The organism is Klebsiella sp. BIGb0407 (genome assembly GCF_024807845.1).
GTDB lineage: Bacteria > Pseudomonadota > Gammaproteobacteria > Enterobacterales > Enterobacteriaceae > JGM124.
Map to the genome: position 1 here is coordinate 418,218 of NZ_JANUEQ010000003.1, position 19,578 is coordinate 437,795.

A 19,578-nucleotide genomic window follows, 5' to 3' on the forward strand; every position below is an offset into this window, starting at 1 on the left:
GAGATAATGATGTCACTTACTAAAAATCAAATTGTTAACTGGCTCTACCGCTGTGGAGACATTTTTGCCACTGAACGTGATTTTTTGACCGGTCTGGACCGCGAGGTTGGCGATGCCGATCACGGGCTGAATATGAATCGTGGCTTTAGCAAAGTGGTGGAAAAACTGCCTTCAATTGCTGATAAAGATATTGGTTTTATTCTAAAAAATACCGGTATGGTCCTTCTCTCTAATGTCGGGGGTGCCAGCGGCCCCTTGTTTGGAACCTTCTTTATTCGTGCGGCCCAAGTCACTCAAGCCCACCAAAGCCTGACGCTGGATGAGCTATATCAAATGATTAACGAAGGCGCTGACGGGGTGGTTAACCGAGGTAAGGCGGAGCCTGGCGACAAAACAATGTGTGATGTCTGGCTTCCGGTAGCAAAATCACTCCAGCAATCCAGCGAGCAACATTTATCGCTACAAACCGCACTGGATAACGCCTGCCAGGTCGCAGAACAAGCCGCACGGGCAACGATAACCATGCAAGCCCGTAAAGGGCGCGCCAGCTATCTGGGTGAGCGTAGCATTGGGCACCAGGATCCGGGAGCAACTTCGGTATTGTTTATGATGCAGATGCTGGCCGCAGCGGCCAGAGAGTAAGCGAAGGATAAGGCGATGGTGAATCTGGTAATTGTTTCTCATAGTGCCCTTTTGGGCCAGGGAGTCGGGGAATTAGCCCGGCAAATGTTGAGGGGGGATGGCTGTCGGCTGGCCATCGCCGCCGGGATAGACGATCCCGAAAATCCTATTGGTACCGACCCCATCAAAGTGATGGAAGCGATTGAGTCAGTATCAGATACAGACCATATCCTGGTGATGATGGATATGGGGAGCGCTTTGCTCAGTGCCGAGACGGCACTAGACTTGCTTGACCCTGCTATCGCGCAGAAAGTGCGTCTGTGTGCTGCCCCTCTGGTGGAAGGTACACTGGCTGCCACCGTCAGCGCGGCTAGCGGAGCCGGTATTGAAAAAGTGATGATGGATGCACAAAATGCCCTGCTGGCAAAACGCATCCAACTGGGGCTACCCGCACAGGAAGATGTGATACAAACCCCGGAGCTGGCTCACCGGGAAGATACTGATGCTCAATCAATCACCGTTGTTATCCACAACCCTAACGGTTTGCATGTTCGCCCGGCAGCGCGTTTGATTGATGCCCTGGCAGGGTTTGATGCCCATCTGCTATTAGAAAAAGACGGTAAATGCATCAAACCTGACAGCATTAATCAGATTGCTCTCTTGCAGGTTCGCCGCCACGACAAACTTCGGCTTATCGCGTCAGGCGCCCAGGCAACAGAAGCATTAACGGCGTTTCGGGCTCTGGCAGAAGAGAACTTTGGTGAACATATCGGCGAGGCATATCAAAAAACACCCGCTGAGGGAAAAACGAACATCCGTGGCCAGGTGTTACAGTACGCTCCGGTGGATTTTGCCCTGGAAAAATCGGTCAGCTCTCAGTCGGATAATGAATCCAGACGCCTGCGAAAAGCCATTAATCAGACGCTTGGCGATATTAACCGTCTGACCCAGCTCGCCGGTGAAAAGTATTCCACCGATATTGCGGCTATCTTCTCCGGACATCATCTGCTGCTGGACGATAAGGAATTGTTCGACAGTGCCTGCGAACTGATACGAACTGACCAGTACAGCGCTGAATGGGCCTGGTCACAGATTATGACCGAGCTGAGTAATGAGTATCAAAAACTGGATGATGCCTATCTGCAGGCCCGTTACATCGATATCGAGGATATTTTGCACCGTACCCTTTGCCATCTGAAACAGATGACGGATGTCTTTCCGATATTACAGCACCAGACCATCCTTGTTGCCGATGATATCTATCCTTCGCTGGTGGTTCAGCTGGATGCCCGTAAAGTGGCCGGGATTATCCTGAAAAAAGGGAGCGCGTTATCTCATAGCGCGATTATTGCCAGAGAAGCAGGGATCCTTTATCTCAGCCAGCAAGGCGATGCGCTCCACGGCTTACGCAATGGTGAGTTCCTGACGCTGGATAACGTCCCCACCCGTTCTCAGTAATCAGTTTCAATTGTGCTATTTCTGATATTCCTCCGGAGCAAGTCTCCGGGGGAATATGACATCTTCTTCTCAGGATGACGTGACGTTCTCTTCATCTACAATGTCATCATCCGGCCAGGCATAGACCACCGCTTTGACCAGTGTCGCAAGCGGGATGGCAAAAAATACGCCCCAGAAGCCCCAGAACCCACCAAAAATTACTACGGATAAAATAATGACTAAAGGGTGAAGGTTAACGGCTTCAGAGAATAAGACCGGAACCAGCACGTTGCCATCCAGGGCCTGAATAACCAGATAGACCGCAAATAAGGTCCAGAATTCTGGCCCGTGACCAAACTGGAATAGTGCCACAAAGACCACCGGAATGGTCACGACAAAGGCCCCGATATAGGGTATCAATACAGATAAACCCACCAGCACCGCCAGCAGTAATGAATAATTCAGACCAAAAACAATAAAGCCGAGATAAGTCGCTACACCGACAACCACCATTTCCAGCACTTTACCGCGAATATAATTGGTGATTTGCTGATTCATCTCCACCCAGACACGCCCGGCTAAGGTGCGGTTACGGGGTAAAACACGTCGCACCGCGTTGAGCATCTGCTCTTTATCTTTAAGCAGAAAAAATACCATCAGCGGGACCAGAATCAGATAAATGGCCAGGGTCAGTAGACCAACCAGCGACGCCAGAGAAAACTTCACCACCTGATCGCCGACGCCGGTCAGCCTGGAACGCATATTTTCAGTCATAGCGTCAAAAATGCCCACATCAACCAATGCCGGGTAACGTTTTGGCAAGGTCGCGGCAAAGTCAGTCAGATGATTCAACATCGTAGGCAAATCGCGGATCAGATAAATACCCTGCTGCCAGGCAATCGGCGCTACGACCAGGGTTAATAGCAGAAGAATACCCACAGAAAAAATCAGCATAATACTGGCCGACCAGGTGCGTGAGCAGCCCAGTCTTTCCAGTCTTGCAGTTGGCCACTCAAGCAAATAAGCCATAACAAGCGCGACCAATAGCGGAGCCAGCAGGTTATGAAAGAAAAACAGTATGCCAAACCCCACCACCAGAATAACCAGCAGCGCAATCGCCTCTGGATCACTGAAACGACGGCGATACCACTGTAACAACATACCTAGCATACAAACTTCCTGAGTCTTTTTGGCGGAGATGAATTGTAACCAATTGGAATGGAAAAGACTTTGCTTTTTAATGTGTCTTATAATGTAGTAACCACTTGAATAAGTGGTTTATTCCATATTCTCTCTGCGTTCAGGCAGTGACTTACCCACAACCAAGGGCTAAAGTAGATAGCAGATATGCGAACTTATTTCCGAATTGGTATGTCAAAACTGGACTCCGACTCTACAGGACAGCTGTTATGATCAGGCCGTTGAAAAAGAAACTGATTACCGCGCTTATGTTCGCGTCTCTGGCTGGAAGCCTGCCTGCTACAGCCGCTGATTTTAACGATCAACTGCCCGATATCGGCACGAGTGCGGGAAGTACTCTGTCTATTGGCCAGGAAATGCAAATGGGGGACTACTACGTTCGCCAGCTGCGCGGAAGTGCACCATTAATTAATGACCCCTTACTGAATCAGTACATTAATCAGCTGGGAACTCGCCTGGTCAGCCATGCCGACTCGGTCAAGACTCCGTTTCAGTTCTATTTAATTAATAACGACGATATCAACGCCTTTGCCTTCTTTGGCGGTAATGTCGTGCTTCATTCCGCGTTATTCCGTTACGCCGATAACGAAAGCCAGCTGGCTTCGGTGCTGGCACACGAAATATCCCACGTTACCCAGCGCCATCTGGCGCGTGCGATGGAGGATCAGCAAAAAAAGGCCCCTCTGACTTGGGTCGGTGCGCTGGGCTCTATCCTGCTAGCTATGGCGAGTCCGCAAGCGGGTATGGCGGCACTATCAGGCACCATGGCGGGTACTCAGCAAAGCATGATCAGCTTTACCCAGCAAAATGAGCAGGAGGCAGACCGAATCGGGCTGCAAGTATTGCAACGTGCAGGTTTTGATCCTCAGGCAATGCCGAACTTTTTTGAAAAATTACTCGATCAGTCGCGCTATTCCACGCGTCCGCCTGAAATGCTGTTAACTCACCCCCTGCCGGAAAGCCGTCTCTCTGATGCCCGCAACCGTGCCAATCAGATGCGTTCTGTGGTTGTACAGTCTTCAGAGAATTTTTACTTAGCAAAAGCACGTGTACTGGGAATGTACAATACCGGCCGTAACCAATTGACGGACGAACTACTCAATAGCTGGTCAAAAGGCAATATTCGCGAGCAGAACGCCGCCCGATACGGAAAGGCGCTTCAGGCAATGAACGACAAGAAGTGGGACGAAGCGCGTAGCCTGCTGCAACCCCTGTTAACCGCTCAGCCTGCTAACCCCTGGTTTCTCGACATGGCAACCGATATCGACATAGGTCAGCATAAAACTGCTGAAGCGGTTAATCGGCTGAAAAATGCTCCCGGCTTAAAAAATAATCCGGTACTGCAAATTAACCTTGCCAATGCCTATGTTGAAAACTCACAGCCGGCTGAAGCGGTCATCATTCTTAACCGCTATACCTTTGCTAATCCAAACGATCCGAATGGCTGGGATCTTCTCGCCCAGGCTCAGGCATCTTTAGGCCATCGCGATCAGGAGCTGGCGGCTCGTGCTGAATTACTGGCGATTAATGGTCAATTGGATCAAGCCATTACTATGCTCAGTGGAGCCAGTCGCCAGGTTAAACTGGGCAGCCTGCAGCAAGCACGTTATGACGCACGTATCGATCAATTGCGCCAGTTACAGCAACGTTTTAAACCTTATACCAAGATGTAATGGAGCCTTTATGACTGCTATCGTCACTCTTTATCATAATCCGCGCTGTTCCAAGAGCCGTGAAACACTTAAATTGTTGCAAGATTCAGGCGTTACGCCCGCAGTAATACGCTATCTGGAGACACCTCCGGATGCAGCAACTATCACGTCATTACTCGATATGCTCGGTTTTAGCGACGCACGTGAGCTAATGCGTCGTAAAGAGGCGGTTTATAGTTCACTGCAACTTGATAATCCGCAATTATCTCAGGAAGCCCTGATTCAGGCGATGATAGAGAATCCGATTCTGATTGAACGTCCTATTGCCGTGGCACAGGGTAAAGCGCGTATTGGTCGCCCGCCTGAGCAGGTTCTGGAAATTCTGAATAACTAACCAACCGGTTACCGCAAGCATAAAAAAACAGGGAAGCGCTATCGCCTCCCTGTTTTTTTATCGCTATAGAGTACTGCCGTCAGGCTCAGGTACCCGGCTCGATATCAATACTCTCGATTCCTACCCCTAATTTACGCGGATCGTGTCCAAGAATATTCCCTTCATTAGACAGTTGTGGGGCTGGCGGTATTATCGTTAACAGGTTGCTGCCTTGCGGATTACTCATATGCAGCGTCACCTCAGAGATTTGGTCTCCAAGAATAATACTGTGTTCTTCGTTTCCGACTTTAACCCGTACCGGCTCGTTAATATTCTGACCGAAAGCTTTCGCCTTCATCTTCAGGGTAAACTGCTCCGGAAGCGGCTCACGATACTCAATGGTAACCTCCGGTGCCAGATTCGCATTCGACCAGCGTCCCCATGACTCAGGACGTGAAATTCCATTGAATTTTGCAATAGTGTCCGGTGCACCAGGAATATTAAAGATAAAGCCTGGAGCCTGATAGCGAATATCATTTTCTTCAATTTTTAGTCGCTCAACGTTTTGCTTAAAACGCTGGCTATCGCCAGGTCCCGGCTCCCAGACAACGGGGCGGGTATCTTGTGGCCCGGGCAGCAGACTTACGATTGGCTGCCCGTCAAGCTGACCCTGAGCGGCGCACAGCTCGGTAGACAGTGCAAGTTCAGGATCCCAAAGACGGGCCATCTTAAAGCACTTATCCACCCAGATAAATTTGTCATCGCCTTTAAAAGCAGCCAGCTGATAGCGAAGCGGTGCGGAATACTCGCTCTCCGGCAATGGCTCAATTTTATCTTTGCCGACTTTCAGCAGCATCGGTAAGCGGAAATGCGCTCCAGAATAACTAAATGTGTTGTGCTCCTGGTCAACGGTAAACTCAGAAATCGTTTTCGGGAAGTTCCACAAATCAATAACGTCAGGCTTCCACTCCATGATTTTATCTTTCAGGTTAAGGAAGATAAAAGAGAGAGACTCCGCAGAGAAGCTGCTTCTGCCCAAACCAATCGCATTACCCCCACCCAAGAGATCCAGTACCGTTGCCCCGTTATCCATAGGATTACGTTTCATCGTCTTTATCTCAGCCTCAGGCGCATTTCCGGGGAGGACAAAAAACAGGTTATTTCTGTCCTGTGGAGTGAGATATTTATAGGCACTATTGTTCATTGCCAGGTGATCGGAGGAAACCACAATCAACGTTTGGTCAAAATAGGGAGAGGCTTTAATTTTTTCGATAAGCTTCGCAATATGCTCCTGACTACAGGCTACGGCACCAAAGCTGGTATTCTTTTTCCCCTCGTAACTGTAACTCTGACGCTTACAGCTTTGAGAAATGAAGCCATCCGGATGATGGGTATCAACGGTGAGCGTGAATAAAGAGAAACGCTCCCCTTTCTTCGATAGCTCAATAAATTTCTCATAGACCTCATTCAGAACCGTATCATCGTAGAAGCCCCAGTTATTACGATAAGACTGATCTTCAACGATATTTTTAAGCTCCTGCGCACCGTAGGTATAATCGAAACCATGGGAAGAGAGAAAGATATCTTTTCCTGCAAAGCGTAGGTCTGCGCCCTGAATAAAGTAGTTTTTATAGCCCGAAGCTTTGAGAATATCGCCAAGGCAGATATTTTTAGGGAAAAAACTCGACATAGATGCCGATGAGTTACCTTCAAACGGGGCAAATAACGGAATACCGCATTGTGAAGCCACCATACCGGCAATGGTATAGTCCATTCCAGGTAACTGGCCGGTGTGGCTAAAATCAATCCCGGAACCTTTCACTGCGTTTAATTCAGGCGTCAGATCGGGAAACAGATTGTCATCAAAATAGGTACGTTCAAGACTCTCGGCATAGATATAAACCAGATTCAGTTTGGGATCTTTAATGGTTTTCTGTGGTATCTGGTAATAGTCTGAAAAATCAGAGTTGTCATGCGGTTTCTGCGAAGTAACCAACGACTTAACTTGCTGAAAAGCCGGTGCAGTATTAATGGAAAGTAAAGCCAGTACTAAAGCCGACAAACTATAGCCCGCATGGCTGGGCTGGTTTCTGCGGCGTAAAATCCAGGTCAGTGCTGCGATAATCGCAATCAGGCCAACAGCAATACCCAGCCCGGGTAAGATATACTTGCCAACGCCCGCCCCTGTCATACTGCTGGTCAGGGTATAGAGAACAGCATCATTGATCCCTTCACCGGTAAAGTAATCACTGGCGATAAAAGTGATGTTAAGAACAATAAACAGACAGGAAATCAGTAAAATAGCAGCAAACCACCAGATGTTTCTCCCAGCTTTTAGCGAATAGAGTGCAATCGCGGCACAAAAGAGAAAAATTGAAAGTAATTCCAACAACGCCAGTCCCTCAAAAATCGCGCAACCAGGCGCTGTGTCATAACCGGGCGCTAATTTAACCCCGTTGCCATCTCGCTGCAATTTACATGACATAAATTTGCGTATCACCACTAAAACATTGCAGTTCTCTAAGCGTTTTTCCTTAATAATAATTCTGCCATGAGGCTTTTTCCCCAGAACAGCCCGGCTCTCAAACCAACAATGATTAAAAATGCCGAGCCATGCCGTAAAGGCGAAATCTGAATCAATTCCGAACCGATCTTTTATACACTTTAAGGGCCATAGAAATGCAGTGACTTTTTTTATTCATGGGATGAGACGTATTCCCAAATCAAGGAGAGAAAATTATGTTTGAAAATATCCATTATGATTTTTCGGCAGGTAAGCAACTCAGCGACTACAGCCTGGAAAAAAGCACCGATTTTCCATTTCAATCAACTTATTTTGAGGGGAACATACTCAAATTAGTTGCTTCAGATAGTCAAGACGGCGAACTTGTCATTAAAACCAAGGCCAAAGTTGCTGGCATCAGTCTTCTGTTAAGTGTGAAGAATGTAAAAGGAACCGCATCAAACAACGGTCATCCGCTGATCAATAATTCAGCTATAAAAATATCGACAGTGGCTAACGGCGACGCGATTATTTCTGTTAAGCACGGTGACACCTTTGAATTCACAGGGTATGAACTGGCTGCTGGTTAACCACAATAAACAGATATGAGCCAAGCTCAGCCCGTCGATGAGCATAGACAATGCTGTGATTCGCGGGCTGAACGCAGCCCCGGGCAAATCGATGTATGACCGGATAATACTCTAAATAGTTCGAGTTGCATGACAAACCTTTACGTTTTGAACAATGCAGAGCGTTGGCCCGCCAGGGCGAGGATCACGATGAGCTTACAAGGGTAAGTGATTCGGGTGACGAATGCAGCCAACGCACAGGCAACTTGAAGTATGACGGGTATTTGCCTATCAATTCGATACGGCTAACCCATTAGAGCCAATTTAACAATCAAGGTATCTTTCTCCCATCGCAAACGGAGAGGATATACAGATGTCTTTAATTAATACCAAAATCAAACCTTTTAAAAATAGCGCCTTCAAAAAAGGTGAGTTCATCGAAGTGACTGAGAAAGATGTCGAAGGTCGCTGGAGCGTGTTCTTCTTCTACCCTGCTGACTTCACTTTTGTTTGCCCGACTGAATTGGGTGATGTTGCTGACCATTATGAAGAGTTCCAGAAACTGGGTGTTGATATCTATTCTGTTTCAACCGATACCCATTTCACCCACAAAGCCTGGCATGGTAGTTCTGAGACTATCGCCAAGATTGACTACGCCATGATTGGTGACCCAACGGGTGCCCTGACCCGTAACTTTGAAAATATGCGTGAAGAACAAGGTCTGGCAGACCGTGGTACCTTTATCGTAGACCCGCAAGGCATTATCCAGGCTATCGAAGTCACCGCAGAAGGTATTGGCCGTGATGCATCAGACCTGCTGCGTAAAGTTAAAGCCGCACAGTATGTTGCCAGCCATCCGGGTGAAGTCTGCCCGGCAAAATGGAAAGAAGGCGATGCGACTCTGGCTCCTTCTCTCGACCTGGTCGGTAAAATCTAATATTTCACCTTCTGATGCGTTTATCGGCTGTCACGACAGTCGATAAAACCCATCACCAAATTGCTGGCACTGTCCTGCCAGCGACAAAATAATGTTTGTTATTTCTCTTCTCTTTATCGGCTGTGATAAGCCGATTTTTTCAGGTAATAAGGGGACCTTTTATGCTCGATACAACAATGAAAAACCAGCTCAAGGTCTACCTTGAAAAACTGACCAAACCGGTCGAATTAATTGCCACTCTGGATGACAGCGCTAAATCATCCGAAGTGAACCAGCTACTGACTGAAATAGCAGAGCTATCCGACAAGGTTTCCTTGTCTGTTGATAACACCCTGCCGGTGCGTAAACCTTCATTTTTAATCACAAACCCGGGTTCAAACCAGGGGCCACGCTTCGCCGGCTCACCGCTCGGCCATGAATTTACTTCTCTGGTGCTGGCTCTGTTACAGATGGGTGGACACCCTTCCAAGGCTTCGGTTGAAGTTCTGGAACAAATTCAGGCTATCGAGGGTGATTTTCACTTTGAAACCTATTATTCCCTGACCTGCCATAACTGCCCCGATGTGGTGCAGGCGCTGAATTTGATGAGCATCCTCAACCCGCACATTACACATACAGCAATTGATGGCGGCGTTTTCCAGAATGAGATCCAGGAGCGAAATATCATGGGGGTCCCTGCCGTACTCCTGAATGGTAAAGATTTCGGTCAGGGACGTATGACGCTCGAAGAAATCGTCAGTAAAATTGATACCGGAGCCGAAAAACGTAAAGCCGAAGCACTGAATGCTCGCGCACCTTACGAAGTCTTTATTGTCGGTAGTGGTCCTGCTGGCGCTGCTGCTGCAATTTATGCCGCGCGTAAAGGTATTCGTACCGGTCTGATGGGTGAACGATTCGGTGGCCAGGTACTGGATACCGTCGATATCGAAAACTATATCTCTGTTGCCAAAACAGAAGGCCAGAAATTCGCTTCAGCACTGAAAGTACATGTAGATGAGTATGACATTGATGTCATCGACAGTGAAAGTGCCAGCACCTTGATTCCGGCAAGTGAGGAAGGTGGACTCCATCAGCTCGTCACCGCCTCAGGGGCCACACTGAAAGCCCGTTCGATTATTATCGCAACCGGAGCAAAATGGCGAAATATGAATGTCCCGGGTGAAGAACAGTACCGTACCAAAGGAGTCACCTATTGCCCGCACTGTGATGGCCCGTTATTTAAAGGCAAACGTGTCGCGGTTATCGGCGGTGGTAACTCAGGTATCGAGGCGGCGATAGATCTTGCAGGCCTGGTGGAACATGTCACCGTGCTGGAATTTGCCCCGGAGATGAAAGCCGATAAGGTATTACAGAACAAAGTCCGTAGCCTGAAGAATGTCGATATTATCCTTAATGCTCAAACCCAGGAAGTCAAAGGGGATGGCAGTAAAGTGACGGGTTTGCAGTATCAGGATAGAGTCAGCGGTAATCATTATGATATCGCGCTGTCGGGCATCTTTGTGCAGATAGGCCTGCTGCCTAATACCCAGTGGCTGGACGGCGTCGTGGAACGCAATCGCATGGGTGAAATTGTGATTGATACCAAAGGTGAAACCAGCGTCAAAGGTATCTTCGCTGCAGGTGACTGCACCACTGTGCCTTACAAGCAGATAATTATTGCCACAGGTGAAGGGGCAAAAGCTTCTCTGAGTGCATTTGATTACTTAATTAGAACCCCGGTCGCCGTTGCCAATGCGGCATAAAATCCTGAACTTGTAGCGTAAAAAAAGCGGCTTAATTGCCGCTTTTTTACTGTGTAAAGCAGGTAATGATTCAAGTTACCTGGGTGTTGACTGCGCTCAGGTAACTTGAAGTATGACGGGTATTTTTATTTACGGCGCCAGATAGTCCCTTCAGCACCATCTTCCAGCACAATACCCAGCTCATTCAAACGATCGCGCGCCTGGTCCGCCTGTGCCCAGTTTTTAGTCGCACGGGCTTCATTACGTTGCTTGATTAAACCTTCTATCTCTGCAACTTCACCGTCATCAGCCTGCGCGCTGCTTTGCAGGAACTGCTCCGGGTCTTGCTCCAGCAAGCCCAGTACGCCCGCCAGGGAACGTAATGCTGATGCCAGGCCGTTTGCCGCCTGCGGGTTTTCACTTTTCAGGCGGTTAATTTCACGCGCCATATCAAACAGTACCGCATAGGCTTCTGGAGTATTGAAGTCATCGTCCATCGCCTCACAGAAGCGTGCAACATAAGCTTCACCGCCCGCGGCCTCAACGCTTGCATCGGTACCGCGCAAGGCGATATACAGACGCTCAAGAGAAGCGCGTGCCTGCTGCAGGTTCTCTTCACAGTAGTTTAACTGACTGCGATAGTGCCCGGAGATCAGGAAGTAACGCACGGTTTCAGCATCGTAATACTTCAGTACATCGCGTACGGTGAAAAAATTACCCAGTGATTTGGACATTTTTTCACGGTCAACCATCACCATTCCGGAGTGCATCCAGGTGTTGACGTAACTACCGCTATGGGCACAGGTTGACTGGGCCATTTCATTTTCATGATGAGGGAAAATCAGGTCAGAACCCCCGCCGTGTAAATCAAAATGGTTACCCAATTGCTTGCAGTTCATCGCCGAACATTCAATATGCCAGCCCGGGCGCCCGGCTCCCCAAGGAGATGGCCAGTTAGGTTCACCAGGTTTTGACATTTTCCACAGAACGAAGTCCATCGGGTTACGCTTGGCATCAACCACATCAACACGCGCTCCCGCCTGGAGCTGGTCGAGATCCTGACGCGACAGTGCGCCGTAATTAGGATCGCTTGCCACCGAGAACAGCACATCACCGTTGTCGGCAACATAGGCGTGTCCGCGCTCCAGAAGCTGCTCAACGATTTCGATAATTTCCGGAATATGGTTAGTTGCCCGTGGTTCGCTATCAGGGCGCAAAATATTCAGGGCATCGAAATCCTTGTGCATTTCAACCACCATACGATCGACAAGGGCGACGAAATCTTCGCCATTTTCCTGCGCGCGTTTGATAATTTTGTCGTCGATGTCGGTAATATTTCGTACGTAAGTCAGCTCGTAACCCCGATAGCGTAAGTAGCGAGCAACCACATCGAAGGAAATAAAAGTGCGTCCGTGTCCAATATGACAGAGATCGTAAACCGTGATACCACACACGTACATGCCGACTTTTCCAGCATGAATAGGCTTAAATTCCTCTTTTTGGCGAGTCAGGGTATTAAAAATTTTTAACATCAGGAGATTCCATGTCTGTGTGTGGAAAAGGCAATCGCTTATCTAATCGAGGGATTTTAGCGCGAAGCAGCTTGCTTTGCATTACTGACGCGACGGTAAGAGTTATGTTATAAAAACACCTTGATAAAACGGCACGGTTTGCCGAGATATCCACTGACACTTATAGGATACAAAAATGGTTACTTTTCACACTAATCACGGCGATATTGTTATTAAAACTTTTGATGATAAAGCGCCAATTACAGTTAAAAACTTCCTCGACTACTGTCGCGAAGGTTATTACAGCAACACCATTTTCCACCGTGTGATTAACGGCTTTATGATTCAAGGCGGCGGTTTTGAGCCTGGCATGAATCAGAAAGCAACCAAAGAAACTATTCAGAACGAAGCAAATAACGGCCTGAAAAACACCCGCGGTACGCTGGCCATGGCCCGTACTCAGGCTCCACATTCTGCCAGCTCACAGTTCTTTATCAACGTAGCTGATAACGACTTCCTGAACTTCAGCAGCGAAAGCATGCAAGGCTGGGGCTATTGCGTCTTTGCCGAAGTCGTGGAAGGCCTGGATGTGGTTGATAAAATCAAAGGCGTTGCAACCGGCCGTAGCGGCATGCACCAGGACGTGCCTAAAGAAGATGTCATTGTTCAAAGCGTAACTGTTAGCGAATAATGCCAACTCTGTTCATTGCAGATTTACATCTGTGTGATGAGGAACCGGCGATCACCGCCGGTTTTCTTCATTTTCTGACCCACCAGGCCGTCAATGCAGATGCGCTCTATATTTTAGGCGATCTGTTTGAAAGCTGGATTGGCGATGACGATACCACACCTCTTCATCTGCAAATCGCGGCGTCAATTAAAACCCTGGTGGACTCCGGTGTCCCCTGCTACTTCATTCATGGGAATCGTGATTTCCTGATAGGCAAACGCTTTGCGAAGGCAAGTGGAATGATCCTGCTGCCCGAGCTGCAAGTGGTTAATCTTTATGGCCGCAAGATGCTGATTATGCACGGTGATACTCTCTGTACCGATGATACCGGTTATCTGGCCTTTCGGAAAAAAGTCCATAAGCCCTGGCTGCAAATCCTTTTTCTGGCACTACCACTCTTTTTCCGCCGCCGTATTGCGGCAAAAATGCGTGCCAGTAGTAAAGCCGCCAATAGCAGTAAATCGCTGACGATTATGGATGTGAATCAGCAGGCAGTGGTGGATACGCTGACCGAACATCAGGCTCAGTGGTTAATTCACGGCCATACTCATCGTCCGGAAATCCATGAACTGGTAGCCCGCCAGCAACCGGCCTTTCGCTGTGTATTAGGGGCCTGGCATCATGAAGGGTCGATGATTAAAGTCACCCCGGAAAACGTCGAATTGATTTCATTTCCTTTTTAACTGAAATCGTTGTTTTTGCCCTTTTAAGCTCCGCGCAACCGTTTTCCTTCCGTAATGTTCGTGCTATTCTCTCAACCCTTGTGACCGAATGCGCCGCGTTCGGTGATGTCTGCACACCCACAGGAGTTTTGAGACGCATGTCTTCTGAGCATACCCCGGCATCTATCGCCATTGTTATGGGTTCAAAAAGTGACTGGGCAACCATGCAGTTTGCCGCTGAAATCCTCACCGCCCTGAACATTCCTCATCATGTCGAAGTCGTCTCCGCGCATCGCACCCCCGATAAACTGTTTAGCTTTGCTGAACAAGCTGAAGCTAACGGCTATCAGGCGATTATCGCGGGCGCTGGCGGGGCTGCACATCTTCCGGGCATGCTGGCGGCTAAAACGCTGGTTCCGGTATTGGGTGTGCCCGTACAAAGCGCGGCCCTGAGCGGCGTAGACAGTCTCTACTCTATTGTCCAGATGCCACGCGGTATTCCGGTCGGTACGCTGGCGATTGGTAAAGCGGGTGCTGCCAACGCAGCCTTATTCGCAGCCCAAATTCTCGCGCTGCATGATAAAGCCCTGCACCAGCGCCTGGTAGAATGGCGTCAAAGCCAGACTGATGAAGTCCTTGATAACCCGGATCCACGGGGTGAGGCATGAAACCGGTCTGCGTCTTAGGTAACGGCCAGCTGGGACGTATGCTGCGTCAGGCGGGTGAGCCTCTGGGTATCGCGGTCTATCCGGTTGGCCTGGATGCGGAACCTGAAGCCGTCCCTTTTGCACAAAGTGTCATTACCGCTGAGATTGAACGCTGGCCGGAAACGGCGCTAACGCGTGAACTGGCGCTGCATAACGCTTTTGTAAACCGTGATGTTTTTCCGATTATTGCCGATCGCCTGACACAAAAGCAGTTATTTGACCGACTGGGTCTGGCGACAGCTCCGTGGCAGTTACTGTCCAGTGCTGAGCAGTGGGCTGGCGTATTCAATACGCTCGGTTCTCTGGCGATAGTAAAACGTCGCACTGGAGGTTATGACGGTCGCGGTCAGTGGCGTTTACGCAGTGATGAAACCGCGCAGTTACCCGCTGAATGTTACGGCGAGTGTATTGTTGAGCAAGGGATCAATTTCTCTGGCGAGGTTTCGCTGGTCGGTGCCAGGGCACATGACGGCACAACGGTATTTTATCCGCTGACCCATAATTTGCATCAGGAAGGCATTTTACGCACAAGCGTTGTCTTCCCTCATGCTAATCGTGAGCATCAGGATCAGGCTGAAGCGATGCTTAGCGCGATTATGGATGAGCTGAATTATGTCGGCGTAATGGCCATGGAGTGTTTTATCACTCCGGCAGGACTGCTGATTAATGAGCTGGCACCAAGAGTACATAACAGCGGCCACTGGACGCAAAACGGCGCCTCAATCAGCCAGTTTGAGCTGCATTTACGTGCGATCCTTGACTTGCCCCTGTCAAAACCGGTGGTGAATGCTCCGTCAGTGATGATCAATCTGATCGGCACCGACGTAAATTATGACTGGCTGAAACTGCCGCTGGTTCACCTGCACTGGTATGACAAAACTGTCCATGCAGGCCGCAAAGTCGGACACCTTAACCTGAACGACTCGGACACCTCACGACTGAGCGCTTCACTTGAAGCACTGGTTCCACTGCTGCCACCAGAATATGCCAGCGGTATTGCCTGGGCGCAAGGTAAGCTTGCTAAATAACGACTGAACTGTAGTCATAAGGGGAAAGAAATGAACTCGTTTTTCTTTTCCCTTAACTTCTCCTGTAATCCTGTTATTCATCCTCCTTTCTGCTAACTTTCTTTCGAAAGACCTATTCAAAATCAGTGAGTGTTTACCAGAGACAAAAAAATGCCCGGACCATACTGATCCGGGCATTTATTCAAAGCGATATCTGTCAGGCGACAAAGCGGCGGAACAACGCCTTACCTTTCAGTAATCGTAAGCCCAGCCAGCTGCCGCAGAGCGAGAGCAGGATGGCACCGGTTACCGGTAAGATAACCCACAGTCGCCAGTCCGGCTGCCACGGGAAGTCAAATACCTTGGTTTGTAGCAACCCCAGGGCAGTTTCAGCGCCCATCGCCGCAACCAGCCCTGATACCAGGCCTAACAAGGCAAATTCCCACCAGAGTGTGACTCGCAGCAGTTTCTTGCCCGCGCCAAGGGTACGGTAGACCACCAGCTCCTGATGGCGCTGACGCATACCGACCTGCACTTGAGCCAGCAATAACAACAGACCGCAAGCGGTGACCAGCACTACCATTAACTCCAGCGCCCGACTCACTTGTTCCAGTACTTGACCGACTTGTTTAATAATCGCGCCGATATCCAGCAGACCGATAGTCGGAAACTCACGGTTTAACTGGGTCAGCAAGCTATTATCCCCTTGCCAGCGGAAGCTGGTCAGTAAGCTTTGCGGCTGATTTTCCAGCGCGCCCGGCGGGAAAATAAAGTAGAAATTCGGTCGCATACTTTCCCAGTCGACTTTACGCAGGCTGGTAACTTTGGCAGAAAACGGCTGGGTATCCCCCATAAAGGTCAGCGTATCCCCCAGCTTGATATTCAGCCGGGCAGCCACTGCCTCATCCATCGAGGTTTCACCCGCTTTCGGCGGCCAGTAACCGCTGGTTATCGGATTATGCTCCGGTTTATGGCTCTGCCAGGTGAGGTTTAACTCACGGTTCAGAGCTTCATCCGGATTACCTTCCGTCGACTTGCCGTTAATTTCCGTCATACGTACCCGAACAATCGGATAGAAATTCTCCGCCGTGACACCGTGGCTGGTCAGGAAGGTTTTCACCGGTTCCGCCTGCTCGGGGGCAATATTGATCAGGAAGTAATTCGGGCTTTCTTCGGGCAGTTGCTGCTGCCAGCGATCCAACAGATCGCCCCGCAGCACCAGCAGCAAGGCCAGCAACATAAAGGATAATGAGAAGGCCGCCAGTTGGCTGAGCGTCACCCAGGGCTGTCTTAATAAACGGTTGATTGCCAGTCGCAGAGCAAGATGCTTAACCGTCAGCACTCTCAGTAACTTCAGTACCGCAAAACCGACGCCGCCCGCCAGTACCGCCAGCACTAACATGCCTGCGAGAACCGCCCACAGCAGAGTATTGCCGCCCATTAATATTGCCAGCAGGACGACAACGATGCCCGCCATCACCGGCAAATAGATTTTCAGCGGCCAGAGGTTAGCCACCGCATCCTGACGCAGGACACGTAATGGCTGAGTCGCCAGTAATAAACGATACGGACGAATACCGACCAGGAATGAAATACCGACCATCGACCCCATCGCCCATATCCATGGCCAGAAGCTGGCGGCAGGCAGGTCATTAGGCAGTACCGGCCTTAACATCTGCATCAGTAAGGATTCAAATACCAGGCCGATAAGGCTGCCGGTAATGGCAGAAAGCAGCAGGACCATAAACCACTGACCGATAATCAGTTTAGCCAGAGCCACCCTACCCGCACCGAGCGTTTTTAAAATCGCGACCAGGTCATAACGGCTACGACAGTAATGGCTCATCGCCACCGCCACGGCAGCAATCGCCAGTAACAGCGTCAGCAGTGCAGAAAGTAATAAGAATTGCTGGGCACGTTGCAGCGATTTGCCCAGAGCACCTTCGTCCTGCTCCATGCCAACCCAGCGCTGTTCAGGCTGTAATACAGGCAGTAAAAAGTTCTCATATTGCTGTAATTGTTCCGGCGTGCCGGCAAACTTATAGCGCCAGGAAATACGGCTTCCCGGTTGCACCGCACCCGTTTGCTCTACGTCCGCGATATTCATCATCAGACGCGGGGCTAACTGAAACGGGTTAAACCCGGCATCAGGTTCTTGCAGCACTTCGCCGATAATACGTAGTTTCGCGTCACCCACATCAATACTGTCACCGGCTTTTAAATTCAGCAGAGACATTAAGCGTGGGGCCAGCAGTACCGTACCGGGTTCCGCTTTCAGTCCGGGTGGTTGAGTGTTCAAGTTGCCATAGATTGGGTAGGTTTCATCAACGGCTTTAACATCAGCCAGCTGTGGCGTATCACCGGCAAAAGTCATAGTCGCAAAAATCAGCTGTTTTCCGACAGTCAAACCGGCTTTGGTCGCTTCATTCAGCCATTCATCAGGGACCGCTTTCGGGCTACGCAGAACCCGGTCACCCGCCATAAAGTCACGGCTTTGCTGGGTCAGACCTTGCTCCATACGATCGCTGATACTACCCAGTGCGAGCACGCAAGCGACGGCAAGGCTCAAGGCTAGCCAGACAATAAGTAGCGCTGGTGAGCGCCACTCACGCCAGAACCAACGTACAATCATGCTTCCTCCCACAACTTACCGTCACGGACACGCAAACGTCGGTCACAGCGCGCCGCAAGGTGTTCATCATGGGTAACCAGAATCAGAGTGGTCGCGTTATCGCGATTCAAGGAAAACAGCAGATCGGCAATACGGTCGCCCGTTTGTCTGTCGAGGTTTCCAGTGGGTTCATCGGCAAAGAGTACGCCAGGGCGGCCATTAAACGCACGAGCCAGAGCCACTCGCTGCTGCTCTCCGCCCGATAACTGGGCTGGCAGGTGATGCAGGCGTTTACCGAGACCTAATTCTTCCAGCAAGGCTTTCGCCTGGGCACGGCTGGCGGCATCGTTTTCACCGCGTAATAACGCCGGTAATTCGACGTTTTCCAGCGCGCTCAGCGTTGGAACCAGCATAAAGGACTGGAAAACAAACCCGACATTACGCGCGCGCAGAGCCGCGCGCTGTTCCTCATCCATTTTATGTAACGGCTCGCCCAGCAGGAAGACTTCACCGGCTGTACCATCATCGAGACCGGCAAGGATCGCCAGCAATGTAGATTTACCCGATCCGGACTCACCGATCAGGGCAATCGTTTGTGCCGGTTTGACAAGTAGCTCAACTCCGGTAAGGATGGACAGCTCATGCTCCCCTTGACCTACGGACTTGCTAAGATGATGAACTTCAACACTGTATTCCGCTGGCATTTGCCCTTCCTGTTTCTGACCTTGATGACATTTCGTGTCGCTGCTGCTGACACCTTGTTAGTTTTGGGTGACAGTTTGAGTGCCGGTTACCGCATGGCGGCAAATAGCGCCTGGCCTGCTCTGCTCAATAAGCAATGGTCGCAGAAAAATATCCAGGTTGTGAACGCAAGTATCAGTGGTGATACCGTGGCACAAGGGCTTTCTCGCCTGCCTGCCCTGCTGGAACAACATAAACCGGATTGGGTTCTGATTGAGCTTGGCGGTAACGATGGCCTGCGCGGTTTTCCTCCGCAAACTGTCGAAGCTACCTTGCAGCAGATAATCACTCAGGTAAAAGCTGCCGGGGCAAAGCCATTGCTGATGCAAATCAGACTGCCTGCTAACTATGGCCGTCGTTACAATGAAGCCTTTAGCGCTATTTATCCGCAACTGGCTCAAAAAAATGCCCTTCCGTTGCTGCCGTTCTTTATGGAGCAGGTCTATCTGAAACCCGGATGGATGCAGGATGATGGCATCCACCCAACCGCTGAAGCACAGCCTTTTATCACCGACTTGATGGCAAAAGAGCTGACTCCTTTACTCAGTAAATAACCTACTGACTGAAAACCACATTCACTCTGGTCTGGCAGTAAA

General features: G+C 49.8%; 17 protein-coding genes. 12 read left to right on the top strand and 5 right to left on the bottom strand.

Annotation, left to right across the window (positions count from 1 at the left end; genetic code table 11):
- Window positions 1-9: 9 nt before the first annotated feature.
- Together dhaL and dhaM are read left to right on the top strand one after the other, a co-directional pair.
- Window positions 10-642, top strand: coding sequence for a dihydroxyacetone kinase subunit DhaL (gene dhaL / locus M2387_RS11970; protein ID WP_259049864.1), 633 nt, complete (start codon window positions 10-12; stop codon window positions 640-642).
- A 15-nt stretch (window positions 643-657) separates the two neighbouring features.
- Entirely contained in the window at window positions 658-2,079 is a 1,422-nt protein-coding gene (gene dhaM, locus M2387_RS11975) for a dihydroxyacetone kinase phosphoryl donor subunit DhaM (RefSeq protein ID WP_259049517.1), read from the top strand.
- A 69-nt stretch (window positions 2,080-2,148) separates the two neighbouring features.
- Here the strand turns inward: dhaM and M2387_RS11980 are convergent, their stop codons facing one another.
- Window positions 2,149-3,228 carry an AI-2E family transporter gene (locus M2387_RS11980; protein ID WP_259049519.1) on the bottom strand — a complete coding sequence of 360 codons (1,080 nt, stop codon included), beginning with the start codon at window positions 3,226-3,228 and terminating at the stop codon, window positions 2,149-2,151.
- Between the two features lie 239 nt (window positions 3,229-3,467).
- Here M2387_RS11980 and bepA point away from each other — a divergent pair, with 239 nt between their 5' ends.
- Window positions 3,468-4,931 carry a beta-barrel assembly-enhancing protease gene (gene bepA, locus M2387_RS11985; RefSeq protein ID WP_259049521.1) on the top strand — a complete coding sequence of 488 codons (1,464 nt, stop codon included), beginning with the start codon at window positions 3,468-3,470 and terminating at the stop codon, window positions 4,929-4,931.
- Between the two features lie 10 nt (window positions 4,932-4,941).
- Entirely contained in the window at window positions 4,942-5,304 is a 363-nt protein-coding gene (gene arsC, locus M2387_RS11990) for an arsenate reductase (glutaredoxin) (protein ID WP_259049524.1), read from the top strand.
- Between the two features lie 85 nt (window positions 5,305-5,389).
- Here arsC and opgB read toward each other — a convergent pair whose 3' ends face one another.
- Entirely contained in the window at window positions 5,390-7,675 is a 2,286-nt protein-coding gene (gene opgB / locus M2387_RS11995; protein WP_259049865.1) for a phosphatidylglycerol--membrane-oligosaccharide glycerophosphotransferase, read from the bottom strand.
- Between the two features lie 347 nt (window positions 7,676-8,022).
- Here opgB and M2387_RS12000 point away from each other — a divergent pair, with 347 nt between their 5' ends.
- From M2387_RS12000 to ahpF, 3 genes are all read left to right on the top strand, one after another.
- Window positions 8,023-8,376, top strand: coding sequence for a hypothetical protein (locus M2387_RS12000; protein WP_259049526.1), 354 nt, complete (start codon window positions 8,023-8,025; stop codon window positions 8,374-8,376).
- Window positions 8,377-8,728: 352 nt separating this feature from the next.
- Window positions 8,729-9,292 carry an alkyl hydroperoxide reductase subunit C gene (gene ahpC, locus M2387_RS12005; protein WP_259049527.1) on the top strand — a complete coding sequence of 188 codons (564 nt, stop codon included), beginning with the start codon at window positions 8,729-8,731 and terminating at the stop codon, window positions 9,290-9,292.
- 161 nt (window positions 9,293-9,453) lie between these two features.
- Window positions 9,454-11,034: an alkyl hydroperoxide reductase subunit F gene (gene ahpF / locus M2387_RS12010; protein ID WP_259049528.1), complete on the top strand. Its 1,581-nt coding sequence runs from the start codon at window positions 9,454-9,456 to the stop codon at window positions 11,032-11,034.
- A gap of 125 nt (window positions 11,035-11,159) precedes the next feature.
- On the opposite strand, the gene cysS is transcribed toward ahpF, so the two are convergent.
- Entirely contained in the window at window positions 11,160-12,545 is a 1,386-nt protein-coding gene (cysS, locus tag M2387_RS12015) for a cysteine--tRNA ligase (RefSeq protein WP_259049530.1), read from the bottom strand.
- 175 nt (window positions 12,546-12,720) lie between these two features.
- On the opposite strand from cysS, the gene ppiB reads away from it, so the two are divergent.
- The 4 genes from ppiB (at window position 12,721) to purK (ending at window position 15,651) form a co-directional block, all read left to right on the top strand.
- Window positions 12,721-13,215, top strand: coding sequence for a peptidylprolyl isomerase B (gene ppiB, locus M2387_RS12020; protein ID WP_259049531.1), 495 nt, complete (start codon window positions 12,721-12,723; stop codon window positions 13,213-13,215).
- Window positions 13,215-13,937, top strand: a complete 723-nt coding sequence (lpxH, locus tag M2387_RS12025) for a UDP-2,3-diacylglucosamine diphosphatase (RefSeq protein ID WP_259049533.1) — start codon at window positions 13,215-13,217, stop codon at window positions 13,935-13,937. Before ppiB ends, lpxH begins: the two co-directional genes overlap by 1 nt.
- A gap of 137 nt (window positions 13,938-14,074) precedes the next feature.
- Window positions 14,075-14,584: a 5-(carboxyamino)imidazole ribonucleotide mutase gene (gene purE, locus M2387_RS12030; protein ID WP_259049535.1), complete on the top strand. Its 510-nt coding sequence runs from the start codon at window positions 14,075-14,077 to the stop codon at window positions 14,582-14,584.
- Window positions 14,581-15,651 (top strand): 5-(carboxyamino)imidazole ribonucleotide synthase, encoded by a 1,071-nt coding sequence (purK, locus tag M2387_RS12035; RefSeq protein ID WP_259049536.1) that lies wholly within the window; start codon window positions 14,581-14,583, stop codon window positions 15,649-15,651. The genes purE and purK overlap by 4 nt, the downstream gene beginning before the upstream one ends.
- 196 nt (window positions 15,652-15,847) lie before the next feature.
- On the opposite strand, the gene ybbP is transcribed toward purK, so the two are convergent.
- Both ybbP and ybbA read right to left on the bottom strand, forming a co-directional pair.
- A complete protein-coding gene (gene ybbP, locus M2387_RS12040; protein WP_259049537.1) occupies window positions 15,848-18,262 on the bottom strand; it encodes a putative ABC transporter permease subunit YbbP in 2,415 nt (804 codons plus the stop codon).
- Window positions 18,259-18,945: a putative ABC transporter ATP-binding protein YbbA gene (gene ybbA / locus M2387_RS12045; protein WP_259049539.1), complete on the bottom strand. Its 687-nt coding sequence runs from the start codon at window positions 18,943-18,945 to the stop codon at window positions 18,259-18,261. The genes ybbP and ybbA overlap by 4 nt, the downstream gene beginning before the upstream one ends.
- Between ybbA and tesA the strand changes: the two genes are divergently transcribed.
- The gene (gene tesA / locus M2387_RS12050; RefSeq protein ID WP_259049868.1) at window positions 18,916-19,536 is read left to right on the top strand and encodes a multifunctional acyl-CoA thioesterase I/protease I/lysophospholipase L1; all 621 of its coding nucleotides are present in this window, start codon (window positions 18,916-18,918) and stop codon (window positions 19,534-19,536) included. The genes ybbA and tesA overlap by 30 nt on opposite strands.
- Window positions 19,537-19,578: the final 42 nt, after the last annotated feature.